Origin of the sequence: [Clostridium] celerecrescens 18A, from assembly GCF_002797975.1 — a bacterium.
Taxonomy (GTDB): domain Bacteria; phylum Bacillota; class Clostridia; order Lachnospirales; family Lachnospiraceae; genus Lacrimispora; species Lacrimispora celerecrescens.
This window is the reverse complement of sequence record NZ_PGET01000001.1, coordinates 2,883,027-2,905,502: the sequence shown is the minus strand read 5'-3', so window position 1 is coordinate 2,905,502 and position 22,476 is coordinate 2,883,027. Positions and strand designations below refer to the sequence as shown.

Sequence of the window (22,476 nt, the reverse complement as noted above, 5' to 3'; positions counted from 1 at the left end):
AGACGGAGAAAAGATATGAAAAAAAGAATTACGGCAGCGCTTCTGACGGTTGTTATAGCTTTTTCCATGACAGCCTGCGGGAACAATGAAGGACAAAAAGTAGAGAAAAAAACGGCTATAGAAACAGAGGAGCTGTCCTTCGTCAGAATGAAGGAGGAAGCAAAGGGCACTACCGTTACATTTTATGGATGGGGCGGAGATGAGAAGCTGAATGAATGGCTGGACAATACCTTCGCACCGGTAATGAAGGAAAAGTATGACATTACCATGGAACGTGTTCCAATGGATATTGATCAGGTGTTAAGCCAATTGTCAGGAGAAATCCAGGCAGGCGAAAAGGACGGAAGCATTGACATGATCTGGATCAATGGAGAAAATTTCCGTTCTGCAAAAGAAAACAATATGCTCTATGGGCCTTTCGTGGATAAACTTCCCAATTTTCAGGATTATGTAGATGCAACGTCCGAAGATGTAACGCTTGATTTTGCGTACCCCATTGAGGGATTTGAAGCTCCTTATGGAAAAGCGCAGATCGTTATGATTGCGGATACGGCTGTAACTCCGGACATGCCCAAAAGCGCTGAAGACTTTAAGGAGTTTGTCCGGAAGTATCCTGGAAAGGTGACTTATCCGGCGCTTCCGGATTTTACAGGAAGTGCGTTTGTCAGAAATATGATCTATGAGATCTGCGGATACGAACAGTTTCTGGATATGAAAGGGGATAAGGAAACGGTAAAAACTGCTGTGGAACCTGCAATGACATACTTAAGGGAGCTGAATCCGTACTTATGGAATGAAGGAAAAACTTTCCCGGATTCCTCAACGACCCTGGACAATATGTTTTCAGACGGAGAGGTTGTGCTGAGCATGACATATGATGCCTACGGAACTGCTGTCAAGATCGCGGACGGAGCATTTACACAGACAACACAGTCGTTCCAGTTTGAGAAAGGGACCATCGGAAATACCAACTTTATGGCCATTGCAGCAAATTCCGGGAATAAGACAGGAGCAATGGTGGCAATCAATGAAATGCTGTCTCCGGAAATCCAGGCAGACCGTTATGATACATTGAAGGTCATCCCGGTTCTTGACAATTCAAAGCTTTCAAAGGAACAGAAAGCATCATTTGATGAGGTGGAGCTTGGAAAGGGAACGATTCCCCAGGATGAGCTGTTATCAAAACGTCTTCCGGAAATGCCGGCTGAGCTGGTTCCCATTATTGAAGAAATATGGACAGAAGAAGTGGCAGGAAAATAATGAAAGATAAGCTGATGCCATACTTGCTTTTGGCTCCCCAAATATTGCTTACCATTTTGTTTATGATTGGATTAGTAACTGGAATTACCCAAAGCTTAGGGGTAATTCCAGCTTTTGGGTTAAAGAAGCCAACGCTTTTTTATTATAAGGAGGTTCTGTCACGGCCGGATATGATGAGATCGGTGCTGTACAGCCTTAGGATTGCACTGCTTTCATCGGCTCTTGCAACGGCAGGCGGAGTATTTTTTTGCGGCGTATGCATCATGGGAAAGAAAACTCAGGGAGCAGTTATGCGTATCATCCAGCTTCCGATCATCGTGCCTCATGTGGTTGCGGCGCTTTTTATTATCAATATTTTTTCCAGGAATGGAATCCTGGCCAGGGCTGCCTATGCGCTTGGCATGATACAGGAACAGCAACAGTTTCCAATGCTTATCTATGATTCTCACGGGTTAGGAATCATCATGGCATATCTGTGGAAGGAAATTCCCTTTATTATTTATTTCATCATCGCACTGATGGCTAATATAAACGGAAGTCTTGGAGAAGCGGCGACGAACCTTGGAGCGAAAACGTGGACGGTGTTCTGGAGGGTGACGCTGCCCTTGTGCAGAAATACAATTATAAGCGGATTTTTGATTATTTTTGTATTCTCCCTGGGTGCATATGAGCTTCCCCTTTTGCTTGGGGCCACGGTTCCCAAAGCATTGCCGGTTCTTGCGTATCATGAGTATATTCATCCGGATTTAAGACACCGGCCTTATGCCATGGCTTTAAATGGAATTATTATTATAATCTCCCTTATCAGTGCTCTGTTATATTTTTTGATGATTCGGAAAAATGTGAAATGTTTAACGGAAGAACAATAGACCATGAAGAAAAAAAGAAAGTCAATATTTATAAGTATGACACGGTTCATTATGCTGGCTGCCATTCTTATTCCGGCTGCCACTCTGTTTCTATGGATTTTCACGGAGCGGTGGACATGGCCGGATCTGGTGCCTCAGGTGTTTTCAGGGAGAGCGGTTTTAGAGATAGCAGGAAGAAAAAAGGAGCTTTTAAAAATCCTCTGGTCAAGCATTTTTATTTCCTCGGTTGTAGCAGCCTTATCTGCGGTGATCGGCATTATGACGGCGAGAGCTATACTGTTTTACCGATTCCCTGGAAAACAGATGGTGTATTTTTTTACGATCCTTCCATTTATGGTTCCTGCCACCGTATTTGCAATGGGGATACAGATTACGTTTATTAAAATGGGCTTAAACAACAGGATTACAGGAGTCATCATTGCTCATCTGATCTGTTCACTCCCTTATGCGGTGCGCCTCATCATGGATGGGACGGCGGCTGTTGGCAGCAGGCTGGAAGAACAGGCCAGAGTCCTGGGAGCCTCTCCTTTTCAAGCCTTTTACAAAACGTCTCTGCCGATGTTAATGCCTGTGATTCTTTCGGCGGTGAGCATGTCCTATATCGTTTCCTTCAGTCAGTATTTTCTCACGCTGATGATAGGAGGGGGAAATGTAAAAACCTTTACGATCCTTATGGTTCCTTATCTGCAAAGCGGAAATAGAAACATTGCCTGTATTTACAGTACCCTGTTTCTAGGCGTGACATTGCTCGTGTTTGGAGTGTTTGAATGGGCGGCATGCCGTTTTATGAAACATGGAGGCGGAGAATTTTATACATCGGAATAAGATGACTAGAGAAAAGGGTGAGATAAACAATGAGCCTTATGGTTGAAAATTTAAAAGTAGTACTGCAGAAAAAAGAGATTCTTCATGGGATCAGCCTTAATATACGGGAAGGGGAATTCCTCTCGCTTCTTGGTGCATCCGGGTGTGGGAAGACAACACTTTTGAAATGCATAGCGGGACTTCTGGAAATCCAACAGGGTGATATACGGATCCAGAATGCATCGGTTGTTGGGATTCCGCCTGAGAAAAGAGGGACGGTCATCGTATTTCAGGATTTAAGACTATTTCCCCACTTGACTGTGGAACAAAACATTGCATTTCCCATGGAGCTTCAAAAAGTGCCGAAAGATGTTCGGAAGAAAACGGTGAAAAAGCTGCTGGAGGAAGTACAGCTTACGGGATTTGAGAAACGGAAAATAAAAGAAATGTCCGGGGGACAGATGCAGAGAGTTGCGCTGGCAAGAGCCCTTGCTGCAAATCCAAGAGTGCTGCTTTTGGATGAACCGTTTTCAGGACTGGATGAGTGCTTAAGGCTGGAGATGGGAAATCTTGTGAAGAAGCTTCACCGTGAGCGGAAGATTACCACGATTCTTGTGACCCATGAGAAAAGAGAAGCGATGCAGATGTCTGACAGGATTGCGCTCATGAGTGAGGGACGGATTTTACAGTACGACACGCCAAGGAATATGTTCCGTCATCCGGTTTCAAAGGCAGTGGCGGAATATTTCGGCAGGGTGAACTATGTGAAGGGAAGAATGGAAAACCACAGGTTCAGCAGCAGACTGTTTGAGATGAGTGCAGAGCTGGAAGACGGGAATTATGAGGCGATGATCCGGCCATTTTCCGTAAAGCTTGTAAGAGAAGGAGCCTATACAATTACCGGAATCTCATTTATGGGAGAGATGGCGGAAGTGAAGATAGAAGTTCCGGAAGGTATCATATTAAGTCAGGTCATTAGTCAGGAGCTGGAGAAGCTGGGACTGGTAGAAGGAGACCGGGCCGGTATTTATATCGAGGAAAACGGAGTGACTTGGTTTCGGAAGGGAGCGTAAAATCAGATGAAGCATGTAGTATTTGACTGTGACAATACGTTTGGGGTGAAGGACTGTGATGTGGATGACGGACTTGCGCTCATGTATCTTCTTGGCTGCCCGGAAGCGATGGTACATGGAATCACTGCAACTTATGGGAATAACCGGCTGGATATTGTATACAACACCTGCCGAACCATGTTAAAGGACCTGGGACGTGAGGATATTCCGGTGAAAATGGGTGGGGAAAGATGTGGAGCATACAAAAGTGAGGCGGCAGATTACCTTGCAGAGATGGCGGATAAGTATGCAGGATCTTTATCAATTCTTGCAACCGGTTCCCTTACAAATCTCCGGGGGGCTTATGAAAGGGACAATCATTTTTTTGAGAAAGTAAAGGATATTGTGGTAATGGGAGGAATTACAAGCCCGCTTGTGTTTGAGAAAAAGGTGATGAATGAGCTGAATTTCTCCTGCGATCCATTTGCCACGTGGACGGTGCTTACGAAAGGTAGAAATGTCTCAGTGATCACAGGGAATCATTGCCTGAAGGTGCTGTTTACAAGGGAGGAATATAAGGAACGTTTATTCAGCTTGGACAACAGGGCCGCTGCATACATTCGGGAGAAGACGGATTATTGGTTTGGGTATAATGAGGAGGACTATGGAATCGGTGGATTTTATAACTGGGATGTGACAGCGGCAGTATATCTGATGCATCCGGAGTTGTTTGTGGATGAGAGAAAAACGCTGCTGATTTCAGAGGAGTATTTGAAACGGGGGCATTTGCAGGAGTCCAAAGAAGGCAACTGTGTGTGCAATCTTCCGGTGATTGGTGAAGATAAGGTGTATAAAAATCATATTTATGATGCGTGGATGCGGGTTCCCATGGAATAGCAGTGGGTTTGAGATGATACTTTGTATTCTTGGAATATTGGTTTGTGAAGACGATGAATGACGCAGTGAAAGGGTTGGGAGACTTTTTCGCTGCGTCATTCAATTTTTGTAAATTCGATGATAAGTCCGTTGAAAATATCAAGCTGCCTTGTAGTCAGTCCTCTGGTTACATATTTGGGTTTACTGCTATGAAACTCCTTCATTAATGCATTTATGATATCGATCTGACTGGCAGTTAAGTTATTGACCATAATTGTTTTCCCTTTTTCTTTTCCTGCCAGAAAATCCAGGCTTACATCAAAAATAGATAAATCAATTAATGTCTCTAAGGTAGGCAATTTTTGATTGTTTTCGTATTTGCTTATCAGCGATTTACTTTTATTGATCTTTTGTGCCAATTGCTCCTGAGAGTATTTTGAAAATAAAAGCAGAGATTGACCGGTCTTCTCCTGATTATATCGCGTACCGTACAATGCTTTTACTGGATCAAAATGAAGCAAAAGACGAAGATGAATTTGAACTCTGCCGTTTTCATTTAAGGAAAGGGGCGCAGTTAAGGAGTCAGTACAAAGGCTTTTCAGACATGATAACCGAGTATGATACCATCAATCTGATTTATGGGAGCTGGGGAGGTCTGGGAGGAGGAAGTATGGCTCTTGCAGTTACCAGATATTTTGCCAGAACTGTTCTGGAAAGTGGGAACAGTCAACCTGAGGACCGGTCATTTGCGTATCTGTGCTTAAGCCAGCCAGGAGCAGTACCGGCCCAAGCCTTAACTGCCTATGCCAGACACCGGAGTGGAGGCGGATGGGATAAAGCAATGGATAACCTGTCTGTTTACCAATCCATGTGTTCCTTAATTGATGACATACAGAAGGGTGAGGAAAAGGGCATAAGCATCAGGAAGGAAAAACGCAGGATACTTGTAGATTAAGCAATCCAGCCAGTAGGATCGAAATATAAGATACTGCCAATGTAAATTAGCAATTGAAAATGGTATTGATACCAAAATATAGTTGGATTAATAAGCAATAAATTTCTGGCAACCCAAGGGCATGTTGAAAACACTGGAGTTTGAATCCAATAATTCAGAAACTAGATGAAAATGCATGCCCTGGTGTTGGCTGAATAATATCATTATTCCGGGCAAAAGCACACTGTCTCATGTTCCTCCAAAGTAGTCTGATAAAATTTGTTAATAGGAGTTGTGATACTGCCCTGAAGCATCCCATCTATGGACAGGATGCTGTCATACCCAATCTGATACAAAGGCTGTTGAATGCTGGTGATCCGCGGTCCCCGGTAGGAAAAGCCGTATGTAATCAGATTGTCAAAACCTACGACAGAAACATCTTCAGGCACCTTAAAGCCAGACTGCTGCAGCTCGTTGATTACCTGCATGGCAATCTTGTCATTGCTGCAGAAAATAGCGGTGGGCCGTTCGCCTTCTGGATGGGCCATCATTTCCCTGAAATTGGGCAGGGAGAGTGAGGAGTCATTAAGGGTATTCTGGATATAATAATCCTGGATCAGCAGACCGTTGTCCTGCATGGTCTCCATGTAGCCGCTGAAACGCTCCAGGATGACTTTTTTATTTGGGTTGCCCATCACATGGGCGATTCGCTTATGATTATGTCTGATTAAATAATTCACCGCATCCTTTGCTCCGGTTACATTATCAATAAGGAACTGGTTAACCGGCATCATCTGAAAGTTATTTTCAATCAACAGAAAGGGAAATCCCACTTCTTGCAGATGCTCAATCATTGCTTTGTCTGAAAAAAGTGAACCGTATAAGATGATGGCGTCTGAAATACCGTTTGTCAGGTATTCGATATAGCGGTCCCTGACTTTCTCATCTCTTCCCGGACTGCAAAATATGACGTTACGCCCAAGGAGAGCGGAGGCGTCCTCAATGCCACGAATAAGATCGGTGAAAAAAGGATCATGTATATTACGCAGCAGGATAGCAATGGAATCTGTATGCTTCTTTACCAGTGAGCGGGCTGCATTATTAGGAAAATATCCCAGTTCCTTTATGGCCTGGTCAACCTTGGCTTTGGTTTTGGGAGAGACTTTATCAGAGCCATTAACTACTCGGGATACAGTGGTTAAAGATACGCCAGAGTAAGCTGCTACATCTTTTATGGTTTTCATTTTTAATCCCTTCTTATGAAAATATTTGTACTTTTTTCATTATATCATATCTGAAAATCACTTTCAAGGCAGGAAAATGGCTAAAAATGAAAACGTTTATAAAATTAAAATGATCAAAATCGATTAAAAATAATATATAAATTAAAAAAAAGCTTGCAAAATGCACAACTATTTGCTAGTATGTAGTTGTAATAAAATGAAAACGTTAACATTTTAGAAAAAGGGTAAAAAGAGCAAGGAGGAAAAACATGAAAAAGGTAGTAAAGAGAACATTAAGTATGACTATGGCAGCAACAATGGCATTAGGTCTTATGGTCGGATGCTCTTCAGCAAAGGGAGAACAAAAATCTGAGACGGCTCCCCAGTCTGATCAAAAAACAGAGGCTTCAGGAAAACCGGTTACCATTAAATTTTGGGATGGCAACTGGCAGGAGGCTGTTTGGCCGGAGGTAGAGGCTATATGGAACAAGGAACACCCTGATATTAAGATTGAAGCAGAGTTCCAGGCAGATCTTGCAAATGATAAATACATGCTGGCACTTAAAAATGGCACGGCACCAGATGTCCTGTCCTGCGCGCTGGACTGGGTTACCACGTTCGGTAATGCAGGTTTGCTTGCACCACTTGATGAATACGTGGCAAAGGATTCCCTGGATGTGAATCAGTTCGTCAAAGGTGCTAACGATGCCTCCACTGTGAACGGAAAACTCTATGGCCTTCCATTCCGCAGTGAAACATATGTCATGTTCTATAACAAGGACATCCTGTCGGCAGCAGGATATCAAACACCTCCTGCTACCTGGGATGAGGTGAAAGGGGCAGCGGCTGCATGTACGAACGGTGATGTGTATGGTTATGGTCTTTGCGGAACAAATTACTCGAATTTCTCTTTCCAGTACATAACCATGCTCCGTTCTTCCGGTGGTGATATTTTAAATGCTGACAATACTGCATCTGCGCTTGGAAGTGATGTGGCGATTCAGACGGCACAGCTTTATAAGGATCTGGCAGCTTATGCACCTGCATCCTTACTGGAGAATGACAACATTGCAAACCGTACCCTGTTTGCCAGCGGCAAAATTGCTATGTACTTAAGCGGCATCTATGACTTGGCAGAAATTGTGAAAGCAAATCCGGATTTAAATTTTGCATGCACCATGGTTCCAACTGCAAACGGTGCAGAGAGGAACACCATTTTAGGAGGCTGGTCTGTAGCGGTTGCAGAGTCCAGCAAGGAGAAAGAAGCGGCGTGGGAATTTGTGAAATTCCTTAGCAGGCCTGATATTGCGGCTATCTATACAAATACTTTCACGGGTACGGCAGAAGTAGCGGCCCGTTACACGGACTATCCGGAAGAAATCATCAAGCCAAATGCTGACGCTTTGCAGTATGCGAATGCACTTCCGGCAGTTGAGAACATTGTAGGTATCCGCCAGGCTATCATGGATAACCTTCAGCTGATGCTTTCTGAGGATATGTCTGCCGAGGAAGCCAGCGGACTGTTAGATCAGGCAACAACGAAACTGTTAAAGTAATCCGAAGTGGGGCAGGCAGGCTCCGTTTACAGGCGGGGCCTGCCTTTTAAAAGAGAAAGGTAAAATGAAAGTATGCTTAGAAAAATCAAACGTTCAGGAGCCGGATATGTACTTCCTGCTGTGATTACCGTTGCAGTAGTCATGATATATCCGTTGCTTTATACGTTGGTCATGGGGTTCTTTAACAACACCCTGTTCCTGGAAGCTCCTGTTTTCTGCGGCATTTCCCAGTACAAAAAGTTGTTTGAGGATAAGGTGTTCCTTGGTTCTATCACAAATACGTTAGTATGGACGTTTGGAAGTGTTTTCTTCCAGTTTGGTCTGGGCTTTATCATGGCTTTGATCCTTCACCAGCCATTTGTAAAAGGGAAGACTCTTATTCGTATCCTGTTAATGATCCCATGGGTAACACCCAGCATCATCGGTTCCGCTGTATGGAAGTGGATGTACAATGCTGATTATGGTATTATCAACTTCATTTTCAGCTCTCTGGGAATCATTGAAAAGAACCAGACATGGCTGTCCAATCCCAAGATCGCCTTGTGGTCTGTCATTGCAGTCAACACATGGAAGATGTTCCCCTTCATCCTGCTGATGATCGAGGCATCCCTTCAGAGTGTATCCAAGGATTTAAAAGAGGCTGCGGTTATTGATGGAGCAAATGTATTAGGCATCTTTAAAAATGTGACCTGGCCATCGATTGCGGCAACCTGCTATTCAACGATCTTGTTAATGATCATCTGGACCCTGAATGCATTTACCTTTATTTATGCAATGACAGAGGGCGGACCGGCTCATAAGACAGAAGTAATGGCCATGTACATTTATAAACGGGCATTCATGGATTATGATTTCGGAATAGCCAGTGCAGCCAGCGCGGTCTTGTTTGCATTATCTATGTTCGTAAGTCTTGTATATCTCTATCTTACAAGAGAAAAGGAGGGGAACTAACATGGTGAAACTGAAAAAATCTGTAACAAGAACGAATATTGTCTGGCAGATTTGCACCTACGCAATCTTATTTCTTGTGATTCTGGCAGCCGTGTTCCCGGCAATCTGGATGCTGTCCACATCCATCAAGCTTCCTACGGAGCAGTACGATATCCCTCCTCAGATCATCCCAGACACACCTACATTGGGCAATTATATTAATGTACTTACTAATTCCAAGATGTTTGATGCTTTTGTCAACAGCATCATTATTACGGTCAGTGTGGTTGTAATTACATTGCTTATTTCCATCCTGGCAGGTTACGGCTTAAGCAGATATAAGTTTAGGGGACATGGAGTGCTTAAGATTGCCCTTCTGTTCGGACAGATGATACCCAGTGTGGTAATCATCATCCCCTTGTATTTCCTGGTTGCAAAAACAGGGCTTTTGGATACTCATTTTTCACTGATCCTGGCAGATCTGGCACTGACGATTCCTATGGGTGTTATCATGCTCAGTTCTTTTTTTGAGACAGTGCCAAAGGAACTGGAGGAAGCAGCCAAAATTGATGGTTGTACGGGAATCGGGGCGCTGTTTCGGGTGGTTTTGCCTATTGCGAAACCAGGATTGATTTCCGTGGCTATTTACACCTACATCCATGCATGGGAAGAATTCCTTTTTGCACTGAACTTAAGCACATCGACTAAGACAAGAACACTTCCCATTGCTATCCACATGTTTGCAGGAGAGTTTGCGGTAGACTGGGGTTCCACGATGGCTGCATCGGCCATTGTAGCTTTTCCGGTACTCCTTATTTTCCTTTCATGCAACAGGTATTTTGTCAAGGGTATGGCAGACGGTGCGGTAAAAGGTTAACAGCAGCTGGCTGAGCAGTAATGAATAGGAAATAGTTGATTAGAGTTGGAATGGACAGGAGGTTGACGATGGAACATAAGAGCGGTCGGACAGATATAAATTATGAAGAGTGTTTGAATTTTGTAAGGCAAAGCTCCAATCCGTCTATGTTACGGATCACGGATGTAAAATTCACCAAGGTGGATCTTCCTCCCTGGGGCTGTTATCTGGTGAGAATCGACACCAACCAGGGAATCAGCGGATATGGGGAAATGCGTGACGGCGCCAGCGCCACTTATTTAAAACAGTTAAAGAGCAGGATCATTGGCGAAAATCCCTGTGATGTAGATCGTATTTTTAGAAAAATCAAGCAATTCGGTGGTCAGTCCAGACAGTCTGCAGGCGTTTGTGCCATTGAACTGGCCCTCTGGGATCTGGCTGGTAAGGCGTACGGGGTTCCGGTGTATCAGCTTTTGGGAGGAAGGTTCCGGGATAAGGTCAGGCTCTATGCAGATACCCATATTGAGGAAGGCAGGGCCACCGGCATCTTAATGGAGCCAGAGAAAGTGGGACAAATCTTAAAAGGATATATGGATCAGGGATTTACGGCAGTAAAGATTCTTAGTGTGGAGCTCCTTATGGCACAGGAGGGGAATTATTCCGGCCCCTTAGACTGGGTCAATGAGCTGCGGACTGTGGAGGAAGAAGTACGCCGGGTTTCAAGAACCGGAACAAGAGCCGAGGTATCTGCAGCCAATGCGGCATTGTATGATTTTAACCGGATTTCTCACCCCTTTACCAATATGCATGTGACCGAACAAGGGCTGGCGCATCTGGATGAATACATTGGAAGGGTGAGGGACGTAATTGGTACAAAAGTACCACTGGCGATTGACCATTTCGGGCATTTTCCCCTTCCGGATATGATCAAGATTGCAAGAAGGCTTGAAAAATATAACCTGGCATGGCTGGAGGATATGCTCCCATGGTATCTGACGGATCAATACAAGGAACTAAAGCACTCGACGACTTCTCCCCTTGCAACGGGAGAGGATATGTACCTGACAGAGACCTTTGAACCTCTTTTTGAGGCAGGTGCCTTGGATGTGGTGCATCCGGACCTCCTGACTTCCGGAGGAATCCTGGAAACCAAGAAATTGGGTGATATGGCGGCCAGGTATGGGGTATCTATGGCACTCCATATGTGTGAAAGCCCCATATCAGCCTTGGCTGGTGCCCATATGGCTACTGCCAGTGAGAATTTCTTTGTGCAGGAGCATGACGCTTTTGATTCTGAGTGGTGGCAGGATTTGATCATAGGACCGGTGAAGCCTATTGTGCAGGAGGGCTTTACGGCAGTGACGGATGCACCTGGTCTTGGAATTGAGTCCCTAAACGAGGAACTGATCCGGGAGCATGGGCCTATGAAGGACAAAGATGTATGGGTATCTACCGATGAATGGAACCAGGAGACCTCTCTGGACCGGATATGGAGCTGATAGATAATGATGAGATTAGCATATGGACAGATTCGGAGCGTGGATCAGGAGATCCTGACCAACGCAAGGCAGATGGGGATTGACAGGGTACAGTTCAACCTCCCTTATGATCTGCCTGCGGATGAGTACTGGAAGTACGATGATTTGGCTCGTTTTAAAGAACGGTGCGACCGGTACGGTGTTATCGTGGAAGCAATGGAAAACATGCCAATTTCTTTTTATGACAAAGCGATGCTGGGTCTGGAGGGAAGAGATAAGCAGATTGAAAATGTCTGTGAATCCATCCGCAGCCTGGGCCGTGTCAGGATCCCCGTGTTGGGGTATCACTTTTCACCATCCTTTGTCTGGAGAACGGAAAATCACGCTCCCGTAGGAAGATATGGTGCTTCTGTGCAGGCCTTTGACTTAGAAAAACAGAAGCAGGGCATTGATGATATGGCGGATTTTGGCCAGAGAAGAGATGTGAAGATGCCTGACGTGGAAACGCTGTGGGAGAATTTTGAATATTTTATGAAACGAGTCATACCGGTGGCGGAGGAATACCATGTGACCATGGCGCTTCACCCGGACGACCCGCCGATCGAAAGCCTGTCTGGAATTGCAAGGATGTTTATTGATGTGGATAGCTATAAACGGGCGGAAGCCATGATCGACAGCCCGAATTGGGGATTGCTGTTCTGTATCGGAACCTTTTCCCAGATGAAAGACGGGGCAAAGAACATTTTTGATGCCATTGAATATTTCGGGCCAAGGAAAAAGCTGATTTATACCCACATGAGGGATGTACAAGGTACGGTGCCTAAATTCCAGGAATGTTTCCTGGGAGAAGGGAATTTCGATCCCTTCCAGGTGGTGTATGCACTGATGCATTCAGGATTTGACGGCTTTATCGTCAGTGACCACGTGCCTGGCATTGAAGGTGACAGAGACTGGGGCCACAAGGTGCGCTATGCGGATACTGCTTACATAAAAGGTTTGATGGAAGCGATAGAGAAATTAAAAACAATTGAAAATGCGTAAATTGAAAGGATGAGAATAATATGGACAAACCAATTGAGGACATGAGACTGGCACAGATTGGATTTCTGGTAAATGATATTGAGAAGACAAAAAAGGAGTTTGCACGCTTTTTCGGGGTAGAGGAACCTGAAACCGTAAATAGCGGTGAATTTGAGATTACAAAGACGGAATACAGAGGAGAGCCGGCACCAAAGGCAAAGTGCTACATGACATTCTTCTATTTCGGAGATTTACAGATGGAACTGATCCAGCCAAATGAAGAGCCAAGCATCTGGAAGGAGCATTTAGAACAGTTTGGTGAAGGAATCCATCATATATCCTTTCATGTAAAAGGTATGAAAAAGACCATCAGCGCCTGTGAGGATTGGGGAATGGAACTGCTGCAAAAAGGTGAGTACAGGAGAGGAAATGGAAGATATGCATTCATGGATGCACTGGACAGCCTGAAAGTAGTAGTAGAACTGCTAGAGCGTGACGAATAAGAAGGAGGGCGGAATCATGGGACAGAGACAGTTTCCGGAAGGCTTTGCATGGGGGGCGGCTACTGCGTCATACCAGATTGAAGGCGCTTGGGATGAAGACGGAAGAGGAGAAACGATATGGGACAGGTATTGCCAGGTTCCCGGTAATGTTTTAAATGGAGATGATGGAAAAATAGCATGTGACCATTATCACAGATACAAAGAGGATGTAGCTCTGATGAAGCGTATGGGAATCAAGGCTTACCGGTTCTCCATTGCCTGGTCCAGGATTTTTCCAAAGGGATATGGGGAAGTCAATGAAAAGGGGCTTGAATTTTACAGCCGTCTTATTGATGAACTTCTGGATGCGGGAATCGAACCGTATATCACGTTATACCACTGGGATCTTCCTCAGGCCCTGCAGGATATAGGCGGATGGGCCAATCCCCAGATGCCGGAATATTTTTTGGAATACGCAAAGGTTGTTATAGATGCATTTCATGGCAAGGTGAAGAAATGGATCACATTAAATGAACCTTATTGCGCTGCGTTTCTAGGCAATTCCGAGGGGCGTCAGGCTCCCGGTATCCGGGATTTTTCGACAGCAGTGCAGGTGTCATACTATCTTTATGTAGCACACGGTCTTGCAGTGGATTATTTCCGTAAAAAAGGCTGTGACGGGGAAATTGGAATTACCTTAAACCTGATGGGAAGGCTTCCTCTTACGGGTAAGCCAGAGGATATACAGGCAGCAGCCAGGGCAGATGGGTATTTAAACCGCTGGTTTGCTGAGCCTATTGTGTACGGCAGATATCCACAGGAAATGTTGGAGTTTTACCGTTCCAAAGGTGTAAGACTTCCGGAATTTAAAGAGGAGCACATGAAGCTCATTGGACAGAAGCTGGATTTCATCGGCCTGAATTATTACAATGACTTTCATGTGAAGGCGGATGACAGCGTATGGCCTCTTGGGTTTAAGATAGAGAATCCCAAATACGTTCCCGTCAATGACAGGAACTGGCCGGTAACAGAGCAAGGCCTGGTAACGATGCTTTTACGGATGAAGAATGAGTATGGAATTGACAAGATCTACATAACGGAAAATGGCACTTCCTTCCCGGATGTGGTTTCCATGGAAGGAAAAGTAGAAGACGGCGCAAGGAAGGATTATCTCCACAGGCATTTAACAGCACTTTGGGAGGCCATTTCCCAGGGAGTTAATGTTCAGGGATATTTTCAGTGGTCTTTGTATGACAATTTTGAGTGGTCATTCGGATATAGCAGCCGTTTCGGAATCGTATTCGTGGACTTCAATACCCAGGAAAGAATTATTAAGGAAAGCGGACACTGGTATTCAAATGTAATTGAGCAGAATGCGGTATAGGGAGGCTTTCGCATGAAAGGAATAAAGAAAGTAAAGACAGCGGTAATCGGGTGCGGAGCCATTAGCCGGATCTATATTGAAAATATGGCAAAGACCTTTGAAATCCTGGAATTGGTAGGATGCTGCGATTTAAACCGTCAGTTGGCAGAAGAAACAGCGGCTGCTTACGGTATTCGCGCTATGACAATGGAAGAAATTCTGGGGGATACGGAAATTGAAATCGTGGTGAATCTGACCAATCCTGCTGCTCACTACCAGGTGATAAAGAATCTTCTGGAGCATGGGAAGCATGTGTATACGGAAAAGGTGCTGTCTGCTGACATTACCCAGGCAAAAGAGCTGACAGCCCTGGCCGCTGTGAAGGGAAAGCTGCTTTGCAGCGCACCGGACACATTTCTGGGGGCGGCTGTGCAGACTGCCAGGTATCTGGTGGAATCGGGCATGATTGGAACCGTGACTTCCAGCGTGGCAGTCCTTCAACGGGATGCCCGCCTTTTGGCTGAGAAATTTCCCTACACCGCTAAATCAGGAGGCGGAATCGGGATTGATGTGGGAATTTATTATACCACAGCCATGATTAACGTGCTGGGAGAAGTAATGGAAGTGTGCGGAATGTCCGGTGTTTCCATGCCGGAGCAGAAGCATTACTTTGTAAAGAATGATAATTTTGGGGAGACTTATTCCCAGGAATCAGAGACATACCTTATGGGTAACCTGCGTTTTAAAAGCGGCTGTATGGGAACGCTCCACTTTAATTCCAGAAGCATCCGCACGGAAAAACCTTATGTGTCATTCTACGGCACGGAAGGTATCATATTCCTGGAGGATCCCAACTTTTTTGGCGGCGATGTGAAGGTTATCTTAAAAGGCCGGGCAGAACCTATCGTATTCCCGCATACCCATGGATACGATGGCGATGACAGAGGGCTTGGAGTTGCAGAGATGGCCTGGGCCTTAAGAAAAGGGCGCGTGCCCAGGACAAATGGCGATATGGCATTTCATGCTTTGGAAATTCTTACGGGAATCATTGAAAGCGGGGAAACAAAAGGGTTTTATGAGATGAAATCCGGATTTGAGAGACAGCCTATGCTGCCAAGAGGATATCTGGGCGGGAATTATGCGCAGAACCAGCCGGAGGGAGCATTGAGTTTTTAGATTAGCGGAGCTGGCCTGTTTGAAAATAAAATTAAGGCAGATCAGGGAAAAGTATCAGGCAGAGGATCTGGAAATGTTCCGGATTTAGGCAGAAAGCCCTCCCATTTTTAGATTGCATAAATGGGAGGGCTATTGTCCATCAGCTATAAGCACAAAACATCATTTGAAACTAGGAAATTTTTATTAAAACATATTGACAAAAAAAGAGAACAGAGTATATAATTACCAATACAATATCAATAATTTTATACTGACTACTTAAACGTTTCAGTAAAAATTGGGGAGGTGTTTTTATGCAAGATTGCTATATGCCCACGGGGAACGAATTTGTCAGCCTGCCGACATTGAACCAGACTACGGCTTCGATAGAAAGCTTTACGGTGCTGCATATGGGCTATAAAGGGATGCTGGCTTTTTGGGGTGGCGAAAGCGAACCCCTCATACGGCCTTTTGTGCAGGCGGAGGAAGGGGATCTGCTCTGTGATTTGGAATGGAAGCGGGAACGGGACTGGATTCCCAGGTTTGAGTCGGTGAAGGACGGTATTCGTACAGAAGGTGTTTTTCTGGCTCCTATAGGCCAGAAGGCCTTTGCCATACGGTTGACCGTTGTGAATCATTCCGGCAAAGAACGGGAGCTATCCTGTGGTTTCAGCGGGGCGTGGGGAAAAGTGACTCACAGCGTCAACGAGGATAAGACGGTTACGGGAGAGAGAAAGGTTTACCATTCCGGCTGGAATGACGGCCCGGTCTTTGATTTGTCCATTGGAATGCCGGTTATGGCATTTGCACCTATGACGGCATTGCCGGTTAAATGGGAATTTGAACAGGGGGAGGAAATACGCTACATAGGGACCCATGATTGCTTGTTAAAATCCGGAGAATCCGTGGTACTGGACATTTTCTGGGGCGTGGGCTTTGAAGAGGTGGCTGCGGCCACGGCGGCTAAGGAGCTTTTGCGGCAGAGTTTTGACGCGGTTTATGAGGAAACCCTGTGCTGGCTGTCAAAGCGTCAGAAAACCGTAGGCATACGGTCAGTGGATTCCCTGTTAAACCGGAACTTGTTTTTTAACTTCTTTTATGCAACGGGTATGACCATGGATACGGAGGAAGTGGTCATGGTCACCTCCAGAAGCCCCAGGTATTACGTCAGCGCAGCCTATTGGGACAGGGACAGCCTGCTTTGGAGTTTTCCTTCCATTCTAAAGGCGGATCCGCAGTATGCAAAGGAACTTCTGGATTACGTATTTACCCGTCAAATCAAACAAATTGGCATTCACAGCCGTTACATAGACGGGACAGTGCTGGAACCGGGATTTGAACTGGATGAACTGTGCGCCCCCTTAATGGCTCTTAGCCGTTACGTCAATGACACGGGAGAGACTGACCTTTTACAGGAAAGCCATATTGAGAAAGGAGTAAAGAAAATCCTTTCGATACTACAGTCCAAGCGAAGCAAGGCCCTTCATTTGTATGAAACTTTTTTACAGCCCACGGACGACATGCGGGTTTATCCTTATGGTACGTATAACAATGTTTTAACTTGGCGGTGCCTGCGGGATTTGGGGAAACTGTATCATAATTTGTGGCCTACTGAAACGCTTAAGTGGCTGGAAGAGGAAGTTTTGAGCTTGTTTGATGCCATTAGAACCCATTGTGTAAAGGTGTATCAGGGTAAAACGATTTTTGCCTGGTCCGTAGATGAGGCTGGGAACTGGGATGTATACGATGAACCGCCGGGCAGCCTGGAGCTGTTGCCCTATTTAGGTTTTTGCGGCAAGGATGATTCTGTTTGGCAAAATACTGTTGAGATGATAAGAAGTCCGGATTATCCATATTCTTTTGCAGGAAAGCCTTTTTCTGACATTGGCTGCCCCCATGCGCCTCATCCCTGGATACTGAGCGTCGCCAACGGACTGATCAGCGGCAGAAAGGAAGCGTCTTTAGACTTTCTACGCAGGGCTTCCATGGATAATGGAATCGCCTGTGAAAGCGTAGATGAAATGACAGGCGAATGTAGCACAGGAGCCGCGTTTGCGACCTGTGCAGGATTTTTGTCCTATTGTTTGATGGAAGGGATGAATGAGGGAGGTGCGGAAAATGATCCAGTATGAACCATGGATGATTCGGTGTGAGGGCAAAGAAGATCCAACATTTTTGGAAAGCATATTCAGCCAGGCAAACGGCTATCTGGGTTCCCGCTGTGCGTTTTTCTTGGACGGGGCAAAGGCTCATGAGCGCTGCAGCTATCTGGCAGGGGGGTTTGAGTATATCAGCCCCGGTGTTACGGATATGGTGAACTTACCGGATCTGTTTCATTTCCAGCTTTCCCTGGGGAAAGGGGAGTACCGGACCTTCTCCCAATCCCTGGATATGCGAAACGGCCTTTTTGAGAGGAAGTCGGTGTGGAAAGATAAGGAAGGAAGAGAAACACAAATTGATATTTCCCGCTTTATCAGCATGGACAATAAACACTTATCGGCCCTTTCACTGGAATTAACGGCCTTAAACTACAGCGGGAATGCAGCTGTTTTCATGGGCATTGACGGGAAAACCGTAAACCTCCCAGTGGATGACGACCAGACCAAGGATAACTTGGATACCGTGTCTTTGCTCACCGTTTCAGAAACGGAAACGGCAGAAGACTACTGTTTTTTGAAGGCTGACAGCAAAGCTTCCAGCCGTTTGCACGTAGCCATGACCGCCCGCATGATTCAGAACCGGGGTACGGCAAAGGACGCTTCGGTGCCTGACTGTCCGGCGAAAGAACTGAACATTCCTCTGGTAGAAGGGGAAATGGTGAGGATCGAAAAGATCATCTATACGGAAGCAGTTTTAACGGATCCGGAAACATTCCCTCACGGCGGGCATGACTTGCGTCCCCACGTTATAAAACGTTCGTTTGCAGAACTGTTAAAAGACAGTGAAGCGGCCTGGAAAACCCGCTGGAACCAAGCCGATATACAAATCACCCAAAAAGGAAACGATAGTTCCCTTCAGTCCGCCCTGCGATATAACTTATTCCAGCTCATTCAGAATTGCCCATGGGAGGACCCGACGGTCAGCATTGGCGCAAGGGGCTTGACCCATGGACGGTACAAAGGCTGCTGCTTTTGGGATACGGACATTTTCCTGCTTCCGTTTTACCTGTATACGGACCCACAGGCTGCAAGAAATCTGATCCTGTTCCGGTTAAACACTCTGCCGGATGCAAAGAAGAACGCAAAAGCGCTGAATCTGCCAGGAGCAAGGTATCCCTGGATGTGTGCCATAGGAGGCATAGAACAATGCCAAAGCTGGGACATCGGGCGCTGTGAGATTCACATTACCGCAGACGTAGCCTATGCGGTTGAAAACTACTTAAAGGTTTCAGGAGATGAAACCCTGGATAGCCGTTCAGCACAGCTGTATGTGGAAACCGCCAGGTATTGGGCCGGAAGGTTTTCCTATGACAAGAGAAAGGACACATATAACCTGCTCTTTGTTAAGGGACCCGACGAATACTGCGGCGTTTCGGGAAACAACGCCTATACGGTACTTTTGGCCCGCCATAATCTACGGCTGGCTTTGCAGGCAGTCCGGAGGAAGGAAGCGGAAGCAAGCATTCCGGAAATGAAAAAGTGGCGGGACATCATAGAAAAAAGCCGGATTGAGTACGATTCTGACAGAGACTTGTACATACAGGACGACAATTTCCTCCGGCTGGAAGCTTTTCCCGGACAAAAGGCCGGAGATGGAAGCGCAGCCTATCATCAGTACGATTTTGACTGGCTCCAAAGGTATCAGGTGTTAAAACAGGCAGATCTGGTACTGCTCATGGTCTTAAAGCCAGACTGTTTTACCGATCGGGAACAAAAAGCTATCTGGGATTTTTATGAACCGCTTACACTTCATGATTCCAGCTTAAGCTTTGGGATTCATGCATGGGCGGCGGCGAAACTGGGCCTGGAGCAGAAAGCTTATGAATATTTTGACAAAAGCCTGTTTCTGGATCTGGAGAACCGGATGAAGAATACGGGACGGGAAGGCATTCATTTGGCAGCGGCAGGCGCCACCTGGCAGGCGGTTGTTTTTGGTTTCGCAGGTCTGGCACTGGGAACCGGCGGCAGGCCGCAGCTATCTCCCAGACTTCCGAAGGACTGGGAACGTTTATCGTTTCACTTTTATATAAAAGGAAAGTGGTACCTGGCAGTTATTGACGAAAAAGGCGGAAAGATAGAAGCAGAAGAGGAATAAAAAATGATCAGAAGGAAGGTGATTTTATGAAGCGGCCTGGTTTAAAGGATGTGGCTGAAAAAGCGGGGGTTTCTATAGCCACGGTGTCTTATGTAATCAATAATACGCCCTCGCAAAGCTTAAGCCCTGAAACAATTAAGCGGGTGAATGACGCCATAAAGGAACTGGGATACATTCCCAACCTGGCAGCCCGCACCCTGGTAAACAACAAAAGCAATTTATTAGGAGTTCTGATACCACAGACGGAATCAGGAAAAGAATTAATGTTCTCTAATCCCTTTTATGGTGATTTCATGTCGGCGGCGGAGTATACTGCCAGAAAAAGCGGTTATCACATCATGATTTCCGGTGCCGATTCCGGCCAGACTTACGCGGAAGTGGCCAGAACCCGGGGACTGGACGGCGTGATCGTGGTGGGAATGAATGACGACGAGGAATGCCGTCAGTTAAAAACCTTAAACATCCCAGTGGTACTGGTGGACAGTTACTGCGAAGTTTCCGGCTTTCACAGGGTCGGCGTGGACGATATGCAGGGCGGGTATATGGCGACTAAGTACCTGTTGGAAAAGGGGCTTAGAAGAATTGCCCACGTGACCGGGCATGTCAATGACAGGGGCGTGAATTTTCTGCGTCATAAGGGGTATGAAAAGGCTCTGGGAGAGTACGGGGTGAGCCCGGTGAAATCCTTGCTATTGTCGGGGGAGGTGTCCTTTGAATACGGCTGTGAAATGGGGGAATATCTGGCTGGAATGGACGAACGGCCCGACGGAGTGTTTGTTTCTGCAGACATTCTGGCGGTGGGCTTATGTATGGGACTGCGCGGGAGGGGCGTAAAGGTTCCAAAGGACATTTCGGTCATAGGTTTTGATGATTCGCTGCTTTCCAAAACCTGTGATCCGCCTCTTACCACCATACATCAGGATGTGGCGGCAAAGGGGGCGGAAGCGGTGAAACTTCTGATAAATGAGAACCACACACTACAGAACAAGGTATTTCCATTAACTTTGGTAGAAAGGGGATCAGTGCGCTGATCCTTTTACGAAAAAAAGCAACACCCATTCTTTCTATTAAGGAGACAGTTTATTATGATGAAGTTAGCAAAAAAATGTAAATGGGCCGTAAGTGCAATGGTATGTACCGCAGTTTTACTTTCAGGCTGCAGTTCCAAAACTGCAGAAAAACCCAAGGCCGGAGAAGCAGTCACAATCCGTCTGGACCAGTTTTCGGGCAGCGGTGCGTCTGAGGGGGCACTGAAAGAAATGATTGCAAAATTCAATGAGCAGTACCCAGACATCAAGGTGGAACTGCAAAGCTTTGGCTATGATGATTATTTCACTCAGTTACAGTCTAAAATCGTCGGCGGCAGTGCGGCAGACGTATTTGAACTGAATTTTGAGAATTTCGTGGCCTATGCGTCGGAAGATGTTCTTTTGGACATCGGCTCTTTGATAGGGGATACATCAGGCTTTAACCAGACGGCTTTGGAAGCCTTCCAGTACGAGGGGAAACAATTTGGAATTCCCAATTCCTTCTCCAACGTAGTGCTTGTATATAACAAGGATTTATTTGACAAGGCAGGAGCCGCCTATCCCACCGACGACTGGACCTGGACGGAAATGTTAGAAGCCGCAAAGAAGATCCGTGCTCTCTCCGGAGACACCTATGGTTTATACCGTCCCGTAAGTTTCCATGAATTTTACAAAGGGGTGAAGCAGAACGGCGGAAGCTTGTTGAGCGAAGATGGCAGGAAGTTTACGATTAATTTGCCGCAGAATGTGGAAACCCTGGAAATTATGTCCGGTTGGGTGACGGACAGCAATGTCATGCCTTCGGACGCACAAATGGGGGGCATGGGCGACTGGGATTTGTTTAAATCCGGACGTCTGGGCATGATTATAACCGGAATCTGGGCCTTCAGTGACTTTACCGATAACTGCGATTTTGACTGGGACGTGGCGGTGGAGCCTGGGAATACCGTAAAAGCCACACACTTTTTCTCAAATGCCTATGTGGTAAACAAAGAAACCCCTAATCCTGAAGCTGCCGCCGCTTTGGCTGCTTTTCTGGCAGGAAGCAAGGAAGCCGCACAAATCAGGGTGGATTCAAGCTGGGAACTTCCGCCTGTTATCTATCAGGATGTTCTTGATTCCTATCGAAAGGTCACCCCGCCGGAGAACCGGGAAGCGGTATTTAAATCCCTGGATTATCTTGTAACGCCGCCGGTGGTGAAACAGCAGTCTGAAATGCAGGAGATCATCACCAAGCACTTAAACAACGCTATTTCCGGTAACGTTACCGCTAAAGACGCGCTGGATGCATGTCAGGCAGAACTGGAACAGAAAATCAAATGAGACTGACATTTAT

20 protein-coding genes are annotated in these 22,476 nt (G+C 46.0%); 18 read left to right on the top strand and 2 right to left on the bottom strand.

Annotated elements, in window-relative coordinates; translation table 11 throughout:
- The first annotated feature begins 15 nt into the window (after nucleotides 1-15).
- Genes H171_RS13370 through H171_RS13350 form a run of 5 tightly spaced genes read left to right on the top strand, consistent with a single transcriptional unit; the run spans nucleotide 16 to nucleotide 4,882 of the window.
- Nucleotides 16-1,260 carry an ABC transporter substrate-binding protein gene (locus H171_RS13370; protein WP_100305598.1) on the top strand — a complete coding sequence of 415 codons (1,245 nt, stop codon included), beginning with the start codon at nucleotides 16-18 and terminating at the stop codon, nucleotides 1,258-1,260.
- Complete coding sequence (locus H171_RS13365; RefSeq protein ID WP_100305597.1) at nucleotides 1,260-2,129, top strand: ABC transporter permease; 870 nt, start codon at nucleotides 1,260-1,262, stop codon at nucleotides 2,127-2,129. Before H171_RS13370 ends, H171_RS13365 begins: the two co-directional genes overlap by 1 nt.
- Nucleotides 2,130-2,132: 3 nt before the next feature.
- A complete protein-coding gene (locus H171_RS13360) occupies nucleotides 2,133-2,954 on the top strand; it encodes an ABC transporter permease (protein ID WP_100305596.1) in 822 nt (273 codons plus the stop codon).
- 29 nt (nucleotides 2,955-2,983) lie between these two features.
- On the top strand, nucleotides 2,984-4,006 hold the full coding sequence (locus H171_RS13355) for an ABC transporter ATP-binding protein (protein ID WP_100305595.1): 1,023 nt from the start codon (nucleotides 2,984-2,986) through the stop codon (nucleotides 4,004-4,006).
- 6 nt (nucleotides 4,007-4,012) lie between these two features.
- Complete coding sequence (locus H171_RS13350) at nucleotides 4,013-4,882, top strand: nucleoside hydrolase (protein ID WP_100305594.1); 870 nt, start codon at nucleotides 4,013-4,015, stop codon at nucleotides 4,880-4,882.
- Nucleotides 4,883-4,977: 95 nt separating this feature from the next.
- On the opposite strand, the gene H171_RS24175 is transcribed toward H171_RS13350, so the two are convergent.
- Nucleotides 4,978-5,280, bottom strand: a complete 303-nt coding sequence (locus H171_RS24175; protein ID WP_157803160.1) for a helix-turn-helix domain-containing protein — start codon at nucleotides 5,278-5,280, stop codon at nucleotides 4,978-4,980.
- A gap of 17 nt (nucleotides 5,281-5,297) precedes the next feature.
- Between H171_RS24175 and H171_RS13340 the strand changes: the two genes are divergently transcribed.
- Nucleotides 5,298-5,816: a hypothetical protein gene (locus tag H171_RS13340; RefSeq protein ID WP_157803159.1), complete on the top strand. Its 519-nt coding sequence runs from the start codon at nucleotides 5,298-5,300 to the stop codon at nucleotides 5,814-5,816.
- Nucleotides 5,817-6,019: 203 nt separating this feature from the next.
- On the opposite strand, the gene H171_RS13335 is transcribed toward H171_RS13340, so the two are convergent.
- Complete coding sequence (locus tag H171_RS13335; protein WP_100305591.1) at nucleotides 6,020-7,039, bottom strand: LacI family DNA-binding transcriptional regulator; 1,020 nt, start codon at nucleotides 7,037-7,039, stop codon at nucleotides 6,020-6,022.
- A gap of 248 nt (nucleotides 7,040-7,287) precedes the next feature.
- On the opposite strand from H171_RS13335, the gene H171_RS13330 reads away from it, so the two are divergent.
- The 12 genes from H171_RS13330 to H171_RS13275 all read left to right on the top strand — a co-directional run bounded on the left by H171_RS13330 (nucleotide 7,288) and on the right by H171_RS13275 (nucleotide 22,463).
- Entirely contained in the window at nucleotides 7,288-8,574 is a 1,287-nt protein-coding gene (locus H171_RS13330; RefSeq protein ID WP_100305590.1) for an ABC transporter substrate-binding protein, read from the top strand.
- Nucleotides 8,575-8,646: 72 nt separating this feature from the next.
- Nucleotides 8,647-9,525, top strand: a complete 879-nt coding sequence (locus tag H171_RS13325) for a carbohydrate ABC transporter permease (RefSeq protein WP_100305589.1) — start codon at nucleotides 8,647-8,649, stop codon at nucleotides 9,523-9,525.
- Between the two features lies 1 nt (nucleotide 9,526).
- Nucleotides 9,527-10,381, top strand: coding sequence for a carbohydrate ABC transporter permease (locus H171_RS13320; protein ID WP_100305588.1), 855 nt, complete (start codon nucleotides 9,527-9,529; stop codon nucleotides 10,379-10,381).
- A gap of 68 nt (nucleotides 10,382-10,449) precedes the next feature.
- On the top strand, nucleotides 10,450-11,859 hold the full coding sequence (locus H171_RS13315; protein ID WP_100305587.1) for a mandelate racemase/muconate lactonizing enzyme family protein: 1,410 nt from the start codon (nucleotides 10,450-10,452) through the stop codon (nucleotides 11,857-11,859).
- A 6-nt stretch (nucleotides 11,860-11,865) separates the two neighbouring features.
- Nucleotides 11,866-12,879: a mannonate dehydratase gene (locus H171_RS13310; protein ID WP_242976959.1), complete on the top strand. Its 1,014-nt coding sequence runs from the start codon at nucleotides 11,866-11,868 to the stop codon at nucleotides 12,877-12,879.
- Between the two features lie 20 nt (nucleotides 12,880-12,899).
- The gene (locus H171_RS13305; protein WP_100305586.1) at nucleotides 12,900-13,361 is read left to right on the top strand and encodes a VOC family protein; all 462 of its coding nucleotides are present in this window, start codon (nucleotides 12,900-12,902) and stop codon (nucleotides 13,359-13,361) included.
- Nucleotides 13,362-13,377: 16 nt separating this feature from the next.
- Nucleotides 13,378-14,724 carry a GH1 family beta-glucosidase gene (locus H171_RS13300; RefSeq protein WP_100305585.1) on the top strand — a complete coding sequence of 449 codons (1,347 nt, stop codon included), beginning with the start codon at nucleotides 13,378-13,380 and terminating at the stop codon, nucleotides 14,722-14,724.
- A 12-nt stretch (nucleotides 14,725-14,736) separates the two neighbouring features.
- Entirely contained in the window at nucleotides 14,737-15,879 is a 1,143-nt protein-coding gene (locus H171_RS13295) for a Gfo/Idh/MocA family protein (RefSeq protein ID WP_100305584.1), read from the top strand.
- Nucleotides 15,880-16,172: 293 nt separating this feature from the next.
- Nucleotides 16,173-17,990, top strand: a complete 1,818-nt coding sequence (locus H171_RS13290) for a glycoside hydrolase family 125 protein (protein WP_100305583.1) — start codon at nucleotides 16,173-16,175, stop codon at nucleotides 17,988-17,990.
- Nucleotides 17,977-20,112 carry a glycoside hydrolase family 65 protein gene (locus tag H171_RS13285; RefSeq protein WP_166433621.1) on the top strand — a complete coding sequence of 712 codons (2,136 nt, stop codon included), beginning with the start codon at nucleotides 17,977-17,979 and terminating at the stop codon, nucleotides 20,110-20,112. The genes H171_RS13290 and H171_RS13285 overlap by 14 nt, the downstream gene beginning before the upstream one ends.
- Before the next feature lie 26 nt (nucleotides 20,113-20,138).
- Nucleotides 20,139-21,143 (top strand): LacI family DNA-binding transcriptional regulator, encoded by a 1,005-nt coding sequence (locus tag H171_RS13280; RefSeq protein ID WP_100305581.1) that lies wholly within the window; start codon nucleotides 20,139-20,141, stop codon nucleotides 21,141-21,143.
- 54 nt (nucleotides 21,144-21,197) lie between these two features.
- A complete protein-coding gene (locus H171_RS13275; protein ID WP_100305580.1) occupies nucleotides 21,198-22,463 on the top strand; it encodes an ABC transporter substrate-binding protein in 1,266 nt (421 codons plus the stop codon).
- Nucleotides 22,464-22,476 lie beyond the last annotated feature (13 nt).